The 16,205-nt window shown below is 67.1% G+C and carries 17 protein-coding genes and 1 pseudogene; 7 read left to right on the top strand and 11 right to left on the bottom strand.

Going from position 1 to position 16,205, the window contains the following annotated elements; genetic code table 11:
- The first annotated feature begins 162 nt into the window (after positions 1-162).
- Both Ahu01nite_RS41405 and Ahu01nite_RS41400 read left to right on the top strand, forming a co-directional pair.
- The gene (locus Ahu01nite_RS41405; RefSeq protein ID WP_203842231.1) at positions 163-648 is read left to right on the top strand and encodes a DUF7768 domain-containing protein; all 486 of its coding nucleotides are present in this window, start codon (positions 163-165) and stop codon (positions 646-648) included.
- The gene (locus Ahu01nite_RS41400) at positions 620-2,482 is read left to right on the top strand and encodes a 5'-methylthioadenosine/S-adenosylhomocysteine nucleosidase family protein (RefSeq protein WP_203842230.1); all 1,863 of its coding nucleotides are present in this window, start codon (positions 620-622) and stop codon (positions 2,480-2,482) included. The genes Ahu01nite_RS41405 and Ahu01nite_RS41400 overlap by 29 nt, the downstream gene beginning before the upstream one ends.
- 2 nt (positions 2,483-2,484) lie before the next feature.
- Here Ahu01nite_RS41400 and Ahu01nite_RS41395 read toward each other — a convergent pair whose 3' ends face one another.
- Positions 2,485-2,955, bottom strand: coding sequence for a nucleotide triphosphate diphosphatase NUDT15 (locus Ahu01nite_RS41395; RefSeq protein ID WP_275411821.1), 471 nt, complete (start codon positions 2,953-2,955; stop codon positions 2,485-2,487).
- 341 nt (positions 2,956-3,296) lie between these two features.
- Here Ahu01nite_RS41395 and Ahu01nite_RS41390 point away from each other — a divergent pair, with 341 nt between their 5' ends.
- From Ahu01nite_RS41390 to Ahu01nite_RS41380, 3 genes are read left to right on the top strand one after another with little or no spacing between them, the layout of a single operon-like run.
- A complete protein-coding gene (locus Ahu01nite_RS41390) occupies positions 3,297-3,518 on the top strand; it encodes a hypothetical protein (protein ID WP_203842228.1) in 222 nt (73 codons plus the stop codon).
- A gap of 24 nt (positions 3,519-3,542) precedes the next feature.
- A complete protein-coding gene (locus tag Ahu01nite_RS41385; RefSeq protein ID WP_203842227.1) occupies positions 3,543-4,448 on the top strand; it encodes a helix-turn-helix domain-containing protein in 906 nt (301 codons plus the stop codon).
- The gene (locus Ahu01nite_RS41380) at positions 4,441-5,346 is read left to right on the top strand and encodes an LLM class flavin-dependent oxidoreductase (RefSeq protein ID WP_203842226.1); all 906 of its coding nucleotides are present in this window, start codon (positions 4,441-4,443) and stop codon (positions 5,344-5,346) included. The genes Ahu01nite_RS41385 and Ahu01nite_RS41380 overlap by 8 nt, the downstream gene beginning before the upstream one ends.
- 1 nt (position 5,347) lies before the next feature.
- On the opposite strand, the gene Ahu01nite_RS41375 is transcribed toward Ahu01nite_RS41380, so the two are convergent.
- A complete protein-coding gene (locus Ahu01nite_RS41375) occupies positions 5,348-5,998 on the bottom strand; it encodes a GntR family transcriptional regulator (RefSeq protein WP_203842225.1) in 651 nt (216 codons plus the stop codon).
- A 76-nt stretch (positions 5,999-6,074) separates the two neighbouring features.
- Between Ahu01nite_RS41375 and Ahu01nite_RS41370 the strand changes: the two genes are divergently transcribed.
- Entirely contained in the window at positions 6,075-7,418 is a 1,344-nt protein-coding gene (locus Ahu01nite_RS41370) for an outer membrane protein assembly factor BamB family protein (RefSeq protein WP_203842224.1), read from the top strand.
- A 22-nt stretch (positions 7,419-7,440) separates the two neighbouring features.
- Positions 7,441-7,665, top strand: a pseudogene (locus tag Ahu01nite_RS50950) (MerR family transcriptional regulator); the annotation flags it as partial.
- A 563-nt stretch (positions 7,666-8,228) separates the two neighbouring features.
- On the opposite strand, the gene Ahu01nite_RS41360 reads toward Ahu01nite_RS50950, so the two are convergent.
- From Ahu01nite_RS41360 to Ahu01nite_RS41320, 9 genes are all read right to left on the bottom strand, one after another.
- The gene (locus Ahu01nite_RS41360; RefSeq protein ID WP_203842222.1) at positions 8,229-9,824 is read right to left on the bottom strand and encodes an RICIN domain-containing protein; all 1,596 of its coding nucleotides are present in this window, start codon (positions 9,822-9,824) and stop codon (positions 8,229-8,231) included.
- Positions 9,821-10,510 (bottom strand): PulJ/GspJ family protein, encoded by a 690-nt coding sequence (locus tag Ahu01nite_RS41355; RefSeq protein ID WP_203842221.1) that lies wholly within the window; start codon positions 10,508-10,510, stop codon positions 9,821-9,823. Before Ahu01nite_RS41355 ends, Ahu01nite_RS41360 begins: the two co-directional genes overlap by 4 nt.
- Entirely contained in the window at positions 10,510-12,192 is a 1,683-nt protein-coding gene (locus Ahu01nite_RS41350) for a type II secretion system protein (protein ID WP_203842220.1), read from the bottom strand. Before Ahu01nite_RS41350 ends, Ahu01nite_RS41355 begins: the two co-directional genes overlap by 1 nt.
- Positions 12,193-12,261: 69 nt before the next feature.
- On the bottom strand, positions 12,262-12,456 hold the full coding sequence (locus tag Ahu01nite_RS41345; RefSeq protein WP_203842219.1) for a hypothetical protein: 195 nt from the start codon (positions 12,454-12,456) through the stop codon (positions 12,262-12,264).
- 3 nt (positions 12,457-12,459) lie between these two features.
- Positions 12,460-13,077 (bottom strand): type IV pilus inner membrane component PilO, encoded by a 618-nt coding sequence (locus Ahu01nite_RS41340; RefSeq protein ID WP_203842218.1) that lies wholly within the window; start codon positions 13,075-13,077, stop codon positions 12,460-12,462.
- Positions 13,077-13,781, bottom strand: a complete 705-nt coding sequence (locus Ahu01nite_RS41335) for a PilN domain-containing protein (RefSeq protein WP_203842217.1) — start codon at positions 13,779-13,781, stop codon at positions 13,077-13,079. Before Ahu01nite_RS41335 ends, Ahu01nite_RS41340 begins: the two co-directional genes overlap by 1 nt.
- Positions 13,781-14,806, bottom strand: a complete 1,026-nt coding sequence (pilM, locus tag Ahu01nite_RS41330) for a type IV pilus assembly protein PilM (protein ID WP_203842216.1) — start codon at positions 14,804-14,806, stop codon at positions 13,781-13,783. The genes Ahu01nite_RS41335 and pilM overlap by 1 nt, the downstream gene beginning before the upstream one ends.
- A 15-nt stretch (positions 14,807-14,821) precedes the next feature.
- Positions 14,822-15,598, bottom strand: a complete 777-nt coding sequence (locus tag Ahu01nite_RS41325) for a prepilin peptidase (protein WP_203842215.1) — start codon at positions 15,596-15,598, stop codon at positions 14,822-14,824.
- Between the two features lie 52 nt (positions 15,599-15,650).
- Positions 15,651-16,127 (bottom strand): type II secretion system protein, encoded by a 477-nt coding sequence (locus Ahu01nite_RS41320; RefSeq protein ID WP_275411820.1) that lies wholly within the window; start codon positions 16,125-16,127, stop codon positions 15,651-15,653.
- Positions 16,128-16,205 lie beyond the last annotated feature (78 nt).

Here is a 16,205-nt window from a genome sequence, read left to right as displayed (position 1 = left end):
GGACGGTCGAGGGAATTGGTGAGTACTTCTCGCTCAATAGTGATCTTGGACTGAGTGGTCATCGGGTCTGGGTGGCAGGTGACGCGACCGGAGTGTTTCGCGGTTTGACGGCTGCCTTGGTGAGTGGATATTTTGTCGGCGCACGCGCAGGAGTGAGTATCCATGGAATATGAAAGAAAGGACGTGAAGGTGCAGGACGTCACAGGGGTGATACCGGTCGTCTACACTGCGCATTCAAAGTTGACTTTCTTCTGCAGGGATGTCATAGCGGAATTTGTCCTGAGGCAGAATCGTTTGCCTTTAAATCCTTTCCGGATATTCGATTATTTTCTCGGTGATCGGGTCGACCGTGATCTTGTCCGTCGTGGTAACAACAACCTCGTCCGTATCGCGAACGAGATCTGGGTTTTCGGCGACATAGCGGACGGTGTTCTTCTGGAGATCCGGCTCGCCGAGAAGCTCGGCAAACCGGTCCGATACTTCACCCTGGGAACCAGGGTCTCGGAGATCGTCGAGGTTTTGCCCAGCGTGGTGACCGTCGAGGACGAAGTGTTGCAGACGACCGGGCTTGCGATGGAGCAGATCCGCGAGGCGCTCGAGAGTGCTCACCGCGCTGCCAATGACCAGCATGCGGCGTCCGCACGTTGATCCTGGTGGAATCGGCGCGGCGAGGCCGATTTACCTGCACTTCCTTGATCGCGAGCTTGCGCAGTCCGTCGGATGTACGTCCAGTCCGGCGAGGCTGATACGAATTCTGCGCATTCTTGCGATGGGGACGAGTTCGCCGTTGTACAGCGGGATATCGATAATTTGGGAAAATGACTTCCTGGATACGGTGAGCCGTTCCTTCGTGACGGATCTCTCCTTGGCCGGCGTACTCCATCCCGTTTCATACAGCGGATCCTTCGACGACTTCATCTATTCTCGTCAACAGCTGTACAGTCATGATTCGATGAGGTACCCCGTGTACTTCGCCGAAAACGCGCCGACGCTGACCTCGCTTGTTCCCAAGTTGCACAAGCTGGAAGATACGACTGCCAGTCTCGAAGTCTATCTGGGTGGTTGGGCGGCATCCGCCCCGCAGGGTGCCGGAACGGTCGGGAAGCTTCCGCGTCGACTCGTCATGACCGCTCTCTCCGTCCGGGAATCGGAAGCGCTGACTTATACGTACTTTTCTCGATTCGTGGAGCCGGTGCCATCTGCTGGACCCGTCGAGAATGTCATCCGTCGTGTCATATCGCTTGGATACACCCAGCACTATTTGAGTTTTGCTGACGGGGACATCCCGACGGGGATTGATGGCCTCGCGTATTTTGACGCCAATCTTGCTCGTGACTTCCCGTTCATCGACCTACCAGTGCTCGAGGCAACCCTCCGGCTGGTCGGGCTGGAGGTAACGGGGGATCCCGGTGAGCGTGCTCCCAGCGATGACTGGCATCGCTTTCTTGGGCTACGGGGCACCGGAGCGCATGCTCGGTTGACGCAGGAGTTCCGGGTTCTGATCGGTGGACTTGCCCTGGCGGTGGGCGAGGCGACACCGGGCATCTCGCAGTTCGGGCTGCGGAGCCAAGTCGTGTCTATGATCCAGCGACTGGCTGACGGGGTTCAGATGCGAGCTGGTGGCATCGAGGAGCGTCTGGCGCAGGCAATTATTTTGATGGAGTCGTTCGGCGCCCGCCTGCAGCGTAATCCCCGGCTCGCGCACGCCATGGAGATCAGCGCGAGGAATCGATGGGAAGCGCAGGTCGACGTGCTCATCGTGACGGCGACGTTGGTAGAGACCCGTGCAGTCATCTCGGCGATCGAGGCGGTCTCTTCTCGGTCGACCCGCGTCTATCATGTTGGTATCAAGTCCTGTTGGGACCTGGGTTCCATTGCCGGAGCCAACGTGCACCTGGTGCAGACTGAAATGGGTAGCGGCGGCTCCTCCGGATCCTTGCTCACCGTTTCAGAAATGATCGGATACCTGCACCCCGGGTCAGTTCTCGTGGCCGGAATCGCATTCGGCGTACCGGGCGTAAACCGGAGAATCGGGGACATTGTCGTCTCGCGGCAGATGGTTAGCTACGAACTGCAGCGAGTCGGTGGATCTTCGCTGAAAAGAAAAGTTGTCATGCGTGGCGACCGCGCAAGTTGTTCCCCGCGATTGTTGGATCGGGCGCGCACTGCCGCGGTGACCTGGCAAGGCGCCAATCTTCATTTTGGGCTGATGTTGTCAGGCGAGAAGCTGATTGATAACAGCTCCTTCCGTGATGAACTGGTGAGTCTTTGTGGCGGTGAAGTGGTAGGAGGCGAGATGGAGGGGGCGGGCGCTTATGCTGCCGCGCACAGGCTCAAGACGGACTGGATAGTCATCAAGGCGATCTCCGACTGGGCGGACGGCGCCAAGGGAGTGCGGAAGAACCGACTGCAGGAGCGGGCGGCATCGCACGTCGCTGGATTTCTCGCACATCTGCTGCAATTGGGTGGAATGGCTGGCTGAGGTCATCGGCCGAGGTCGGCTGCAGCGACCAGCGGGGCGCGAAGAATTTCCTCGACGGAGGTAACTTTGAGCAACCTTTCCCAAGGCTCGAACAGGGGGCCCGGCACCTCGGAGGCAGATACCCATGTTGGGTTCACGTATTTTTCCGGTTCCAGGGTTGTAGCGGTTCCGGAAAGGTAATCCGCCACGGCCCATACGGTTACGTAATGGCGACCGCTTTCTTCGAAGAAATCGTTCGTCACCGCTCCGATCCGGACGTTTTTGATGGTGATGGAAGTTTCCTCACGCACCTCCCGCTCAGCAGCTCGCTCAAAGGACTCGGCATACTCAAGGTGTCCGCCCGGTAAGGACCAGGTGCCATGGCCGTGCGAGCTTTTTCGAAAGCCCATGAGGAAACGCTCGTCCTTGCACACGAAGACAGCAACGCCTACGCGCGGCGCCTGGTCCGCCCGAGTAAATGTTTTCGACTGCAATGGGATTAACCAATCTTCTGGGTGACGTCCGACGTTGCGATGCCGGAGCCAAGATAGGACATTCGCGGGTGCGTGAAGACTCCGGCCCCCCAAGAGCGCCGAAAAATCAGCCGTGATTGTGGCGCGGCCCCGAAGCAAGGCCGCTGTGGATTATCTGCACACACTTCTCAACGGCGTGATGTCACCCTGCCGGGCGACAGACATGTAGTGCTGCGTGCCGCCTTGTATCCGGCCTGGGACGACTCCAGCTCAGGGCTGTCGGGGAGTTGTCTGCGAGGCATGGTCAAACTTGGGCCTGGTGCCTGCTCCGGTGCGGGAGGCCTCCTGGGAAGCTGGGAGGCATGACCCCCGAAGAGCATGCCGGGCAGGCCGAAGAGTTGCTGTCTGCCGCTACGAAGCAGTTGCGGATCTGGAGCGGGGCGGTGATTCCGTCCGATATCTCGCCGGAGCAGGTGGCCAAGGCGCATGCGCTTGCGGCGCTGGCTCAGGTGCATGCCACGTTGGCGCTGCTGCAGGGGGATCCGGCTGTGGTCGGCGGGCCGGGGTTGGCGCCTGGGAGTTGAGGGGGGCGGGGTTACCTTGGGTGGGTGGACGAGGGTAATGCGCTGGGTGATTATCTGCGCGCTCGGCGGGAGTTGGTCGGTCCGGAGGATGTCGGGCTGCGGGTGAGTGGGTTGCGGCGGGTTGCCGGACTGCGGCGTGAGGAAGTGGCGACGCTGGCCGGGATCAGTTCCGATTACTACCTGCGGTTGGAGCAGGGGCGGGACCGGCATCCTTCCGTGCAGGTGCTGGAGGCGCTGGCCCGGGTGCTTCAGCTTGATCCGGGGGCCGCCGAGTATCTGATCACCCTTGCTCAGCCGCGGTCGCGGGCGCGGCGGGAACGGCCACGGCGGGAGCGGGTGCCGGTCGGGATCGCCCAGCTGGTGGAGACGGTCGGGTTGCCGGCGTTTGTCGAGGGGCGGTACTTCGACGTGCTGGCGTCCAACGCCATGGCTCGGGCGTTGTCGCCGAATCTTGTGGTGGGGGCCAACCGGCTGCGGTCGATGTTTCTGGACGCCGGCGAGCGGGCCCTTTATCCCGACCTCGAGCGGGCGTTGGCGGGCATGGTTGCCGGGTTCCGGGTTTCTGTGGGTTCGGCGACCGATGACGCCAGGTGCGTACAACTCGTCGGTGAATTGTCTTTGGTCAGTGAGCATTTTCGGCGGCTGTGGGCTCGCCATGATGTGAAGATCCGTGAGGGTGCGCCGCAGGCATTTCATCACCCGGAGGTGGGTGATCTGACCCTGCGCCGGGAGAAGCTCGAGATCGGGGGCAGCGACGGGCAGCTGCTGGTGATCTATCACGCCGAGGCGGGGTCGGAGAGCGCCCGTTCGCTGGCCCTGCTCGGGTCGCTGGCCGCTACCCAGGAGGTCGTTTCGCCGGAGGCGGAAGCGGAAACGGGCTCGCGGGGCGGCGCGGCGAGGTGGCGGTCCGGAGAATCGGGGCATGGCTGAGTTCTCGGTTCAGGCGGATCCGGATGATGCTGCGGGGTGGCTCGAGACCGCGCGGCGGGCGGAAAGGGCGGGGTTTTCCGCGTTGCTGGTTGCGGATCATCCGGGGTCGTGTGCGTCGCCGTTTGTGGCGCTCGCTGCGGCTGCGGCCGTGACCTCGGCGATCAAGCTGGGGTCGTACGTGGCGAATGCCGGGGTGCGGGAGCCGATTCTGCTCGCGGCTGACGTTGCCACCCTGGATGTGGTCTCGGGTGGGCGGGCTGTGCTCGGGTTGGGGGCGGGGCACACGCCTGCGGAGTGGGATGCGGTCGGGCAGGTGCGGCCGGATGCGCGGGGGCGGGTGGATCGGGCGATTGCGGTGGCTGAGGCGACCGTGCGGTTGCTTGCCGGGGAGAAGGTCACTGTGGCGACGCCTGAGTTGACCATGTTGGGTGCTGAGCTGACCGAGCCGCGGCCGGTGCAGGGTCGCGTTCCGTTGCTGGTCGGCACCGCGAATTCGCGGTTGTTGCGCTGGGCGAGCGGGCATGCTGACATCGTCGGGCTGACGGGGCTGGGGCGGACCAAGGCCGATGGGCATCAGCACGAGGCGCGGTGGCGGCTCGACGATGTCGATGCGCAGGTGGCCCTGGCCCGCTCGGATGGCGAGCCGGTGCTGGAGGCGCTGGTGCAGCAGGTCGAGATCACGGACGATCCCGCGGGCGCGCTGGCGGAGAAGGCCGATTCACTCGGGCTGAGCGTGACTGACCTGCGGGAGGTGCCGTTTCTCCTCGTCGGCACCCCGGACGAGATCGTCGGGGCGGTGCGCCGGAATCGTGAGCGTTGGGGGATCACGCGCTATGCCGTACGCCGGAATGCCCTTGATCTGCTCGCGCCCCTGCTGCCGGAGCTGGCGACGGTCTGATTCATTCGTCGAAGAGGTGGCTCTCCGCCTTGGCCCGGTATTCGGTGTAGATCTGTTTGTAGCGGGTCGTCGCGCCGGTCTTGTCGCCGCGTTCGAGCAGCTCCAGGATCTCCTGGTGGCCGTCGATCCAGACCTGCCAGATGTCGCTCTCCGGGGTCATCAGCAGGATCCGGTTGGTGCGGGCGACCACGAGGTCGACCATGGACTGCAGCTCGCGGTTGCCGCTGGCGAGAATGACGATGGTGCTGAAATCGGCGCCGGCGGCGGCCGCGCCCAGGACGTTTCCGGTGCGCAGGCCCTCGACGAATTCCTTCTGGCGCTGGTGCATCAGGTCGAGGTGGGTGTCGGTCAGGTTCTCGACGCCCCATTCGAAGCCGGCGCACGCGAGCACGCTCATGACGTCGATCAACTCAAGGGCGTTCTTCTGGGTCATCTTGGTGACGTGGCGCGTGCGGTTCGGCGCGATGTCGATCAGGCCCTCGACGGAGAGCTGGGCGATCGCCTCGCGGACCGGCGTGATGCTGACACCGAGGCGGGCAGCGAGCTCCGCGTCCTTGATGAGCGTGCCGGGCGGGAGCTCCCCGGTGACGATCTCGTTGCGGAGCTGACGCACCACGGCAGCCGTGCGGGTCGGCGGGACCGTGTAGGACATACCGGCAGCCTACCCACAGTCACCACGCGGTGGTTAGGCGTACCCATGGACGCCCGGAGCGGGCATGCTGACAAGCGTGCCGGACACCGTGCCGTTGATCGATCTCGATGCACCACCGCCGCCCGCGCCGCCGGTGGCCCGAATCCCGCGCCCGCGGCTCAGACCGGTGCTGGTGGGCGCGTTCCTGGCCGCTGCCCTGCTCAGCCTGACCGCGTCGGTGCCGTCGCGAGGAGAGCTGCGCGAGGTGCTCGCCGCCGGCACCGACGCTGCCGCGGCCTACAAACTGTCGCCGGATGCACTCTTCACCGCCACATTCGGCCGCAACCCCTCCGTCGAAGCGGGCATCCATCGGTACGCCCTGAGCAATGGGCCCGAAGGCCCCGGCAAGGAACTCTGGGCCACCAAGGTTCCCCAGCTCGTGCAGGTGCTGACCCTGGACGACACCGGCACCCTGCTGCTCGCGCGGTCCGCCTCGGACCCCCGGATGACCCTCCTGGACGCCGCGACCGGCACGATCCTCTGGCGCGTGACCGGTGCGAACACCTCGGTGGTCACGACGGCCGCCGGCAAGGTGCTGCTGCGGACCGAGCTCACCCAGACCACAGCGGAGCTCAGGCTCGCCGACGGCCGCACCGGCACGACGATCTGGCGCCGCTCCATCGACGCTCTCTCCGACCCGCACAACTACAGAGCCACCGGCCGGATCGTGGTGCTGGGTCTCGACGGGCACGTCACCACCCTGCGGTTCGCTGACGGGTCCGTGCTGGGAGAGGGAGATCTGGGGGTACGCCGAAAGCCCGACACGACCGACGTCATCGTCGACGCCGCCGGGGACAGGGTCTACGTCACGGAGATGGGGGCGCTCACTGCGTACCGGCTGCCCGGCCTGGTCCTGGAATGGCAGGCTCGCAAGATTCCCTACGGTGCCGTGACCACCTGCGGCCCGATGCTCTGTGTCGCCGGCAACAACGAGGTCAGCGGTCTGGACCCGGCGGACGGCTCGGTGCGCTGGACGGCCCCTGGCTGGTCCGGTGTGTCCCAGCGCAGCGACGGCACGGTCATCCTGTACCGGCCCACACCGGACGGCCCGGTGGTCAACTCCGGTGTCGGCTCCGGAGTCGACGATCACGAACGGCGTGTGGCGCGACCACCCGAATACGCCGCGATCGACCCGCGGACCGGTGCGGTGCTGCGGCTGCTGGCGGAGGTCGACTGGACGGCGCAGGGGCTGCAACTCCGCGCTGACCTGCGGATCGCGGGCCGGACCTGGGTGCAGCTGCTGGATCCGGCCGACGGGGTGCCGCACACGGTGGGATCGCTGGATACCGCACGGTCCTACGGATGCCAGGTTGCGCTGCCCTACCTCGCCTGCCCGACTGTGACGGGGCCCACCACCGTTTGGCGCTTGCCCCTCCCGTAAGGGGAGGTCGTACGGTCGATTCATGGGAGCTGAAGAGCCCACCTGGAGCGTTGGCGAGCTGGCTGCCGCGACGGGTTTGACCGTGCGCACGCTGCATCACTACGACGAGATCGGGTTGGTGCGGCCTTCGCGGCGCAATGCTGCCGGGCATCGGCGATATACAGCCGGGGATGTTCGGCGGCTGCATCGGGTGGTTGCGCTGCGGGGGTTCGGGTTTTCGCTGGCCGAGATCGCCGCCTTGCTCGACGGCGACGGTTCCGGCGGCGGCCGTGGCGGTCGTGGCGGCTGTGGCGGCGGTGACTGCGGTGACTGCGGTGACTGCGGCGGCCGTGGCGGCGGTGACTGCGGCGGATGTGATTGCAGCGGCCGTGGCGGTGGCGGCGGTGTGGGTGGTGGGCTGGATGTGCGGGAGTTGGTGTTGCGGCAGCTCGATCAGGTGGTTGATCGGATCACCCGGGCGAGTGAGTTGCGGGATCGGCTCGAGGTGGTGCTGGCCCAGTTCGATGCTGTGGGCGACCCGTCCGCGGGGGTGCTTGTGCGACTTATCGAAGGGACGACGGCAGTGGAGCACACGTATACGCCTGAGGAGTTGGAGCGGATGGCCGCATACCGCCGGGAGTCGAGCGAGCGGTTGTCGTCTGAGGAGCTCGCGGCGATGTCCGCGCGCAGACAGGAGGCCTGGGACGGCATGACCGGGGAGCAACGAGCCGAGTTGGTGCGCAACCGGCCGGCTCTCCCGGGATAAGCACACCGCGGAGCAGAGCCGCCTGATGAGGACGGGCTCTGCTCCGCGGGACGGGGCGGGGTGGGTTACTTCTCCTGGGTGTTGGTGACGGCCAGGGGCTGGTTGAAGTTGGCCGGGGCGTTCCATTTCTGGAGTTCGGAGCTGGTGCAGGGGGCGACCTTGACCTTGGCGGTGCCGTCGGAGTGGGTGTCCGGGTTGGCCACGGTGAGGTCGGTGGGGGTGAGGCAGTAGCCGTTGGCGTCGACGATGCGGTAGCTCGTGGCGTAGTTGCCGGTGTCGCCGTAGACCTTCCAGCCGAGGTTGGGGTCGGTGAGGATGCCGGTGAGAGTGCAGGCGGCCATGGTGACGTAGCCGGCAGTCGTGGTGGGGGTTTTGAGGCAGTAGCCGGCGGGGGTGCGGATGCGGCCGGTTACTGCGGTGGCGAGGTCGAGGGAGATGGCGGGGAGGACCCATTGCTGGTTGATCGGGACGTTGCCGTCGGGTGCCTGCTTGCAGTACCAGACGATCTCGTAGCCGACGTTCTTGTTGGTGTAGTCGAAGTTGGTGACGTCGAGGCAGCGGCTGAACTGCTTGTAGTTGACCAGCTGCTTGGTGGTTGCCGAGGCCATGCCGGCTCCGACGCCCGCCTGGGAGCGGAAGACGTTCTTGTTCGTGGTGCCGCTGCAGCTGCCCAGGACGATCGGGCCGGCGCTGCCGGCTGTCTTCGCGTTGAGGCAGAAGCTGTCGAGGCTGACGCCGTTGCCGGTGCCCCGGAAGTTCGAGTTGTCGTCGAGGCTCCACTGTTGCTTCGCTACCCGGCCGGCGCAGGGCTGGAAGGTGACGGCGCCGTCGGTGGCGTGCGGGACCGGGGCTTCCAGGCACATGCCGGTCGGTGCGGCGCTGGTCTCCGAGCCGATGAGCTTGATCGCGAGGTCGGTGGTGTAGGCGAAGCGCTGGTCGCTGCTGCCGCCCGTCTTGCACAGCGCGACGGTGGCCGCGGCGCCCGCGGCGGGGGAGGCGGTGGGGCCGGCGTCCATGCACAGCGGGTTCGTGGTGGGAGCGGCGAGCTGGATGGCGCCACCGGTGATGTTCTCGTTGTTGACCTTGAAGGTGTAGGTCGCCTGGATGGTGCGGGTGTTGGTGCTGCCCTGGTCGAGCGAGCCGGTGGGGGAGCTCGATCCCGTCGAGGTGAGGACGGCGGTCGAGGGCACGGTGGTCAGCGGGAGCAGTGCTGTGGGGCAGCTGAGGAGCGTCGGGGTTTCGTCCGTGGCGGCGTCAGGGACGCCGTAGTAGGCGATTTTGACGTTGTAGCGCAGGACGGCGACGCTGGAGGTGATGCCCGCGATCGGGTCCGCGGTGCCGGAGACCAGGCACGGCGGCAGGCTCAGGAGGCTGCCGACGAGCTTGGTGGTGCCGTCGGTGAGGGTGGTCAGCGAGGTGGAACCGCGCAGCTGGCCGACGGCGGCGTCGATGCCGGCCTGGGCCGCGTCGAGCGAAACCGTGCGGGCGTCGACGGTCCGGGTGGTGTTGAGCTGGTTCAGCACCAGCGGGACGAGGCCGGCCGTCAAGGTCATGGCGACGAGGGTGACCATCATGGCCATCGCCATCGAGCCCTCGTCGGAGTCGGGGCGCTGATCGAAGCGCCGGCGCAACCCCTTACCGAAGCGTCGGGTGGTGATCATGTGGTGGGTCTCCCCTCGCTGCATCCGTTCGTGGCCAGCGTCTGGTTCGAGGTGTTCAGGGCGGTGAACGTCGTGTCGATCTGCGCGTCACCCGCGGCGACCTTGGTGGTCAGCTGGACCCGCAGGCGCTGGAAGACGCTGGTGAAGTCGCCGCCGACGATGGCGCCGCCGGGGCTGGCGCTGGCCGATGCGTACGGCTTAGCGCCGTAGCCCTGCTTGGTGAACGGGGCGACGCCGGTGGTCAGGTCGATCTGCGAGGCGATCGTCTGCCCGTTGGCGGAGGCCGCCGGTGGGGTGCCCAGCGTCCAGGTGACCATCTGCAGCACGCCCAGGCCGTCCGCGCCCGGCTTCAGGCGCAGCTGGTAGCACGTGGTGGGGACCGGGCCGGCGAACTCCACGTACTGCCGGTTGCCAACCGTGCCCGGGTCGCCGATCCACGAGGCGTAACGCAGCTCGCGGTCGAAGCGCTGGAACGCGTTCGAGAGCTCCCGCTGGGCCTCGCTGAGCGCGTCCGTCGCCGACGTCGTCTTGAACACCTGCAGGATCGCGCCGGTGAACAGGACCATCAGGACACTCATGATCCCGAGGGTCGTCATGATCTCGATCATGGAAACCCCGGCGTCACCGGGGGTCTCGGTGTCGTCGTGCTCAGAAGCTTGAGCTCCGAACCGTAGTGAGCGGGTCATCACGCCACCGTCCAGACGAACATCAGGTTGCTCTGGGTGGTACCGGTGCTCTTGACCGTGAGCAGGACGGTGTAGGTGCCCTTGGTGGTCGGCTTGCCGCTGATCAGGCCGGAAGTGCTGATCGTCAGGCCGGTGGGCAGGCCCGTCGCGGTCCACACGTACGAGGCGGGCGTCGCACCCGAGGCCGCTGCCTGCAGCGAAACCGTGGCGAGGGCGGTGGTCGACTGGTTCGGTGAGGCCGGCGCCGGTGTGGTCACCCGCAGGTCGGTGGCGGCGGGGTTGGGGTTCACCACGACGGGGACGACCATCGAGGCGGACCCGCCGGCGGCATCGGTGACCGTGACGGTTGTCAGGTACCGGGTGCCGTGGGTGATCGTGCCGGTGATGGCGCCGCTCGACGTGTTCAGGACGAGGCCGTCGGGCAGGTTCGTGGTCGACCAGGTGTACGGCGTGAGCCCGCCCGAGGCGAGCGCCGTGAACGAGCCGATGTTGGTGCCGTTGTTCACCGTCTGCGTGTTCGGGTTGATCAACGCCACGGGGGTGAGGATCCGCCACGAGAACGTGGCGGTCACCGTCTTCGGGATCGTGCCCGAGTCCGTCGCGGTCAGGATGACGGCGGTCGTCTGCGTGGTCGTCGACGTCGTCCCGGTGATCAGGCCGGTCGTCGCGTTGATGCTGAGGCCGGTCGGCAGGCCGGTGGCGGTCCACGTGAGCGGGGCGACGCCCCCGGTCACGACGGGCTGGAAGCTCACCGCGGTGCTCGTCCGGGTCGTCTGGGCGCCGGGGTTGGTGATCGCCGGGGCGGCCGCGACCGTCCAGGCGAACGTCGAGTCGTCGGTGCGGCTCTGCGCGTCGGTCACCGTGACGGTCACCGTGTACGAGCCGGCCGTGGTGGGCGTACCGCTGATCAGGGCGGCGCTCGTCATCGTCAGGCCCGGCGGGAGCCCGGTCGCCGTCCACGTCAGCGGCAGCTTGCCGCCGCTGGACAGGACCTGCAGACCGGCCAGTTCACCCACGTACGACTTCTGCGCGACCGGGTCGGTGACCGTCGGGGCCGCCGTCTTGGTGTCGAAGACGGGGTCGTTACCGATGCTGACGAGCGTGGTGGCGACGTAGACGCAGGTGCCGCCGGTGCAGAACTTGTCCGGCCAGGTCACCGAGACCACGACCTTGAAGAAGGGCAGGCCGACGGAGAGCAGCCCCGCGGACTTGCAGGAGCTGACGATCGGCAGCGCGATGGTCGCCTGGCTCTGGTTGCACTTGCCGACGTACCACTGCTGCTGGAACGTCGTGCCGTTCGAGATGATCGGGACGGCCTCGGTGGGCAGCGGCGCGGTGATGCCGGCCGTCGAGATACTCGGCAGCATGGGGTCGGCCGCAAGGTCCATGGTGTTCAGGTAGGCGAGCACCTTGGCCGGGGCGGCGGCCTTCTGCGCGGCGATCGCGGTGGCGCTGCGGCCGGTCGACAGCGACGACGGGTCGAGGGCGCGGACCCGTTCGAGCGCGTCGTTCGCGACCTGGACCGCGATCTGCGTGACCCGCTGCTGGTTGACGACGGCGAGTGATTTTGTCAGGAACGGCGCGGCGCCGGCCATGACCGTGCCGATGACGGCCATGGCGACCAGCACCTCGACGAGGGTGAACCCGTCTTCCCCCGACGGGGGTCTGCGGCGGAACGGCATCGTGCCCCACTCCTCGTGCGGTCGGCGGTCGTTACCACACCATCGATCGCTGCGTGCCGAATCTGAGGATTACTGCTCAACTTCGATCAAGAGGTGCCGGTCGACGCCGGCTTCGTCGAGGACGCGTTCGACCCCGGCGATGGAGAGCCGGTCGTAGACCTCGTCGCCGTGGACGATGCGGTACCAGCGGGTGCGGCGGCGTACGACCGCTTCGACCCGCCACTGCCCGTCGCGGGTCTGCATCGCGCCCTCGACGCCGTCCATGGCTCAGTCGGTGGTGACGGTCGGGGCGTCGGTGCCTACCGGCGGTGCCACGAACGCCTTGAGCTGCAGGTCGACGCTCTGTTTCACGGTCGTGTCGGTGCTGCCGTCGGCCGTGACCGCGGATTGGGCGGAGCCCCAGGTCGCCGACGTGATGAGGACCGCGCGTTTCTGTCCGCCGCCCTGGAGTTGCTCCAGGAAGCTGTTGAGTTCCTGCACCGAGCCCGTGACGGTGAGCTGGATCGGTAGCTCTTTGACGCCGGCGGTGGCGGTGGAGTCGGTGGGCGAGCCGACCGTGACGCCGCTGACCGACACCCCGAGGTCATTGCCGGCCGCCTGCAGCTGGCGCAGGAACGCCGGCACACCGGAGTCCGACGGGAGCGCGTCCTGGTAGGTGGAGAGCGTCGCCTTGAGCTTGGTCAGGTTCGCCTTGTCCTTCTGCAGTGCGACGATCCGTTTGCGGAGCTGGCTCGCCTGCGACCGGGCCGTGTCGGTCTGCGAGCGGAGATCGCCCGCCTCGGCGTACTGGGGGCTGATCAGCAGGAACCAGGCGACAAGGGCCATCACCACGATGACGACCCCGCCGGCGATCATCCAGAGCCGGTCCGCGTGCCGGGCGCCCATTACTTGGTCTCACATTTCTCGCCGAAGCGGCCGCAGAGCGCCAGGGAGGTGATGTCGACGTTCATGCTGAAGGTGACGTCATCAGAGGACTGGGCGTCGGAGTTCACCGCGGTGACGAACGGGTTGGCGACCACCGTCTGCTTCCCGAGCGCGTCGACGTAGGCGGCTACTGCCTCCTTGTCCGGTCCGCTACCGGTGATGACCAGGCTGCCGACCGTGGCGGCGGTGGAGGTGCTGGGCAATGTGCCCGTTGCGGCGCTGCCGCCTGTTGTGCTGAGAGCACCCTGAACACCGTTGAGGGTCAGGCCGGACGCCGCGGCCGTGTCGTTGAGCGTGACGTAGAGCGCGGCCCAGCCGAGATCGCTCTTCATCACGGCCTTCAGCTGCTTGGAGAGGGTGTCCGTGGAGTTCTGCACGTCGACCACCTCCTTGTACGCGCGCTGGCTGCGCTGCAGGTCGGTCACCTCGGTGGTGGCCGTGGACAGTTCGTCGTCGGCGGCCCGGGTCTCCTGGTTGGCGACGAAGAACCAGCCGCCGAGCAGGCAGGCGACGATGATCACGGCGACGATCGCCCAGCCGCGGGTACGCCGGGCCCGGCGGGCGCTGATGATCTCCTCGGGCAGCAGGCTCGCCGAGATGTGGAGCACTCGGGTCGCCCGTTGCGGGGACATCGCCGGGTCGACCGGCATCAGGGTCGTGGCCATCAGGCTGCCGCTCCCAGGGTCAGGCCGATCGACACCGCTGCCGACGGGACAAAACTGTCGAAGCCGCGGGTACGCGCTTTGCGGGTGTCGCGCAGGCGGGCGGCGCTGTCGGCGTACATGACAGCCACGCCGAGCTGTTGCTGCACGTGCTCGGCGAGGCCGGGCATCAGCGCGCCACCGCCGCAGAGCGCCACCCGGGTGACCTGCTTCTGCCGCTCACCCGAGGCGAGGTAGGTGAAGGAGCTGCGCAGCTCGTTGACGAGCGGGCGGATCGCGTCCGCGGCGGCCGAGTCGGTGTCCGGCTGGCCGTCGCCGTGCAGCCCGAAGCGGCACTTCAGCGCCTCGGCCTCGGCCGGCGTGATGCCCAGCCGGGTGGCGATGCTCTCGGTGATCTCGACACCCCCGCGCGGCACCGTACGCACGATCAGCGGCTCGCCGTCGGCATGCACGACGACGCTGGTGACCTCGGCGCCGATGTCCACGATCGCCTCGACCTGGGCGTCCAGCCGGGAGGCGGCGCGCAGCAGGGCGAACGAGGCCAGGTCGACGTCGACGACGTGCAGCCCGGCCTTCTCGACGGCCTGGACGAGCTCGGTCACCGCGTCCTTGGGCATGGCGATCAGCAGCCCGCGCACGGTCGGGTTGGTGCCCGGTTCCTCGAGGGGCCGGAAGTCGAGCAGCGAGCGTTCCACGGCGAGGGGCAGCATGTCGCGTACCTGGAACGGCAGCGACCGGTGCATCTCCTTGGGCGGCAGGTTGGAGACCGACATCTCGCGGACCACCAGCTGCGGGTTGGTCACGCCGAGCATGACCTGCTTGGTGTTGAACTTGCACGCCGCCCAGAGCTGTTTGAGCGCCGACGTCACCGCGACCGGGTCGGAGAGGATGCCGCCCTGTACGGTGCCGTGCGGCAGCGGGACCTGCCCGAAGTTGGTCAGGGTGTACTCGTCCTTCGCGCGCTTCACCTCTACCGCGCGGATGGACGACGAGCCGATGTCCAGCCCGATCGGGTTGACGCCCGCCATCTGTTCTCCTCTTCTTCAGACCACGAGCAGGGACGAGTACCAGCCGGCGATGGGGGCCGCGGCGAAGACCGCCACGAACGCGCCGGTGAGCATGTAGGGGCCGAACGGGATGCGGCTCTTGCGCTTGACCACGCGCAGGGCCAGCAGCAGGGAGCCGGCGACCCCGCCGAGCAGGAACGCCGCGAACAGTCCGACCGCGACCCAGCTCCAGCCGAGCCAGCCGAGGTAGAGCCCGAGCAGCGGCGCGAGTTTGATGTCGCCGCCGCCCATGCCGAAGAAGCCGATGACCCGGAACAGCAGCCACATCACGCCGGCCGCGATCAGTGCCCGGGTCGCGGCGTCCCAGCCGTCGCCGGCGATCATCGCGGGGACGAGCAGCAGCAGCGCGACGCTGTAGGACGGGAGCACGATCTGGTCGGGCAGGCGGTAGACGTCCAGGTCGATGGCGGCCAAGGCGATGGAGATCGCGGCAAGATAGAGGTACGCCGGGAGCTCCCACGACCAGCCGAACTTGGCCGCCACGGCTACGAACAGCGCCGCGGTACCCGCCTCGACGAGGGGATACCGGGCGCTGATGGGGGCCTTGCAGTCGGCACATCTTCCGCGCAGCATCAGCCAGCCGAAGACGGGGATGTTGTGCCGGTTGCGGACCTCGTTGCCGCAGTGCGGGCAGTGGGAGCCCGGCCGGACGAGGGACTCGCCGCGGGGCACCCGGTAGATCACCACGTTCAGGAACGAGCCGACCGCGAGACCGAGCAGGCCGACGACGCCGAGCAGCAGAGGCTCTGGCATCTTCGGACCTCCTCGGTCTCGCGGTGCGAGATGTTTCAGAAAGCGGACGGGATCAGACGCACTTGGTCATGAAGGTCGCCGCGGGGGACGCGCTTGTGACGCCCTTGACGGAACCGCCGGCCGAGCTGTCGTAGACGTAGAACTTGCCCGTGCTGCCGCCGGTGTTGTACGCGCAGAGCATGTACGTGGTCGCGGTGCTGCTGGCCAGGTACAGGGTCAGGTGCGTCTTGTCGGACAGCGTGATCTTCTGGTTGCCGATCGTGATCGACGCGCCGCTCTGGTCGACCAGGGTGGTGCCCGGAGCCGGGTAGGTGTTGCCGTTGTCGGTGTAGTACTGCTCCACCGCGCTGATGGCGCCGCGGACGTCGGACTGGGCCGACTTGTCGGCGGCACCCTGGCGGTAGTTCAGGTAGACCGGGACGGCGATGGCGACCAGGACGCCGATGATGACCACGACCACGAGGAGCTCGATGAGGGTGAAGCCCTCGTCGTCCTTCTTGGCGCGCATCCGGGTGATGATGTCCTGCATTGGGGGTGCCTCCGTAGGGCGTCAGGGGTGAAGCGGGGATGGGGTTGTCCGGGCTCGGGTGCCCGACGTCGACCGGAG

This window comes from Winogradskya humida, from assembly GCF_016862215.1.
GTDB classification, from domain to species: Bacteria; Actinomycetota; Actinomycetes; order Mycobacteriales; family Micromonosporaceae; genus Actinoplanes; species Actinoplanes humidus.
This window is presented reverse-complemented; position numbering and strand designations above follow the sequence as displayed.

What these genes read in the sequence shown, in the direction of transcription:
- Ahu01nite_RS41325 (WP_203842215.1), bottom strand. Translation starts at nt 15,598, where the DNA reads ATGCCAGAGCCTCTGCTGCTCGGCGTCGTCGGCCTGCTCGGTCTCGCG.
- pilM (WP_203842216.1), bottom strand. Translation starts at nt 14,806, where the DNA reads ATGGCGGGCGTCAACCCGATCGGGCTGGACATCGGCTCGTCGTCCATC.
- Ahu01nite_RS41360 (WP_203842222.1), bottom strand. Translation starts at nt 9,824, where the DNA reads ATGATCACCACCCGACGCTTCGGTAAGGGGTTGCGCCGGCGCTTCGAT.
- Ahu01nite_RS41375 (WP_203842225.1), bottom strand. Translation starts at nt 5,998, where the DNA reads ATGTCCTACACGGTCCCGCCGACCCGCACGGCTGCCGTGGTGCGTCAG.
- Ahu01nite_RS41405 (WP_203842231.1), top strand. Translation starts at nt 163, where the DNA reads ATGGAATATGAAAGAAAGGACGTGAAGGTGCAGGACGTCACAGGGGTG.
- Ahu01nite_RS41340 (WP_203842218.1), bottom strand. Translation starts at nt 13,077, where the DNA reads ATGGGCGCCCGGCACGCGGACCGGCTCTGGATGATCGCCGGCGGGGTC.
- Ahu01nite_RS41350 (WP_203842220.1), bottom strand. Translation starts at nt 12,192, where the DNA reads ATGCCGTTCCGCCGCAGACCCCCGTCGGGGGAAGACGGGTTCACCCTC.
- Ahu01nite_RS41400 (WP_203842230.1), top strand. Translation starts at nt 620, where the DNA reads ATGACCAGCATGCGGCGTCCGCACGTTGATCCTGGTGGAATCGGCGCG.
- Ahu01nite_RS41320 (WP_275411820.1), bottom strand. Translation starts at nt 16,127, where the DNA reads ATGCAGGACATCATCACCCGGATGCGCGCCAAGAAGGACGACGAGGGC.
- Ahu01nite_RS41345 (WP_203842219.1), bottom strand. Translation starts at nt 12,456, where the DNA reads ATGGACGGCGTCGAGGGCGCGATGCAGACCCGCGACGGGCAGTGGCGG.
- Ahu01nite_RS41335 (WP_203842217.1), bottom strand. Translation starts at nt 13,781, where the DNA reads ATGGCCACGACCCTGATGCCGGTCGACCCGGCGATGTCCCCGCAACGG.
- Ahu01nite_RS41380 (WP_203842226.1), top strand. Translation starts at nt 4,441, where the DNA reads ATGGCTGAGTTCTCGGTTCAGGCGGATCCGGATGATGCTGCGGGGTGG.
- Ahu01nite_RS41355 (WP_203842221.1), bottom strand. Translation starts at nt 10,510, where the DNA reads ATGACCCGCTCACTACGGTTCGGAGCTCAAGCTTCTGAGCACGACGAC.
- Ahu01nite_RS41390 (WP_203842228.1), top strand. Translation starts at nt 3,297, where the DNA reads ATGACCCCCGAAGAGCATGCCGGGCAGGCCGAAGAGTTGCTGTCTGCC.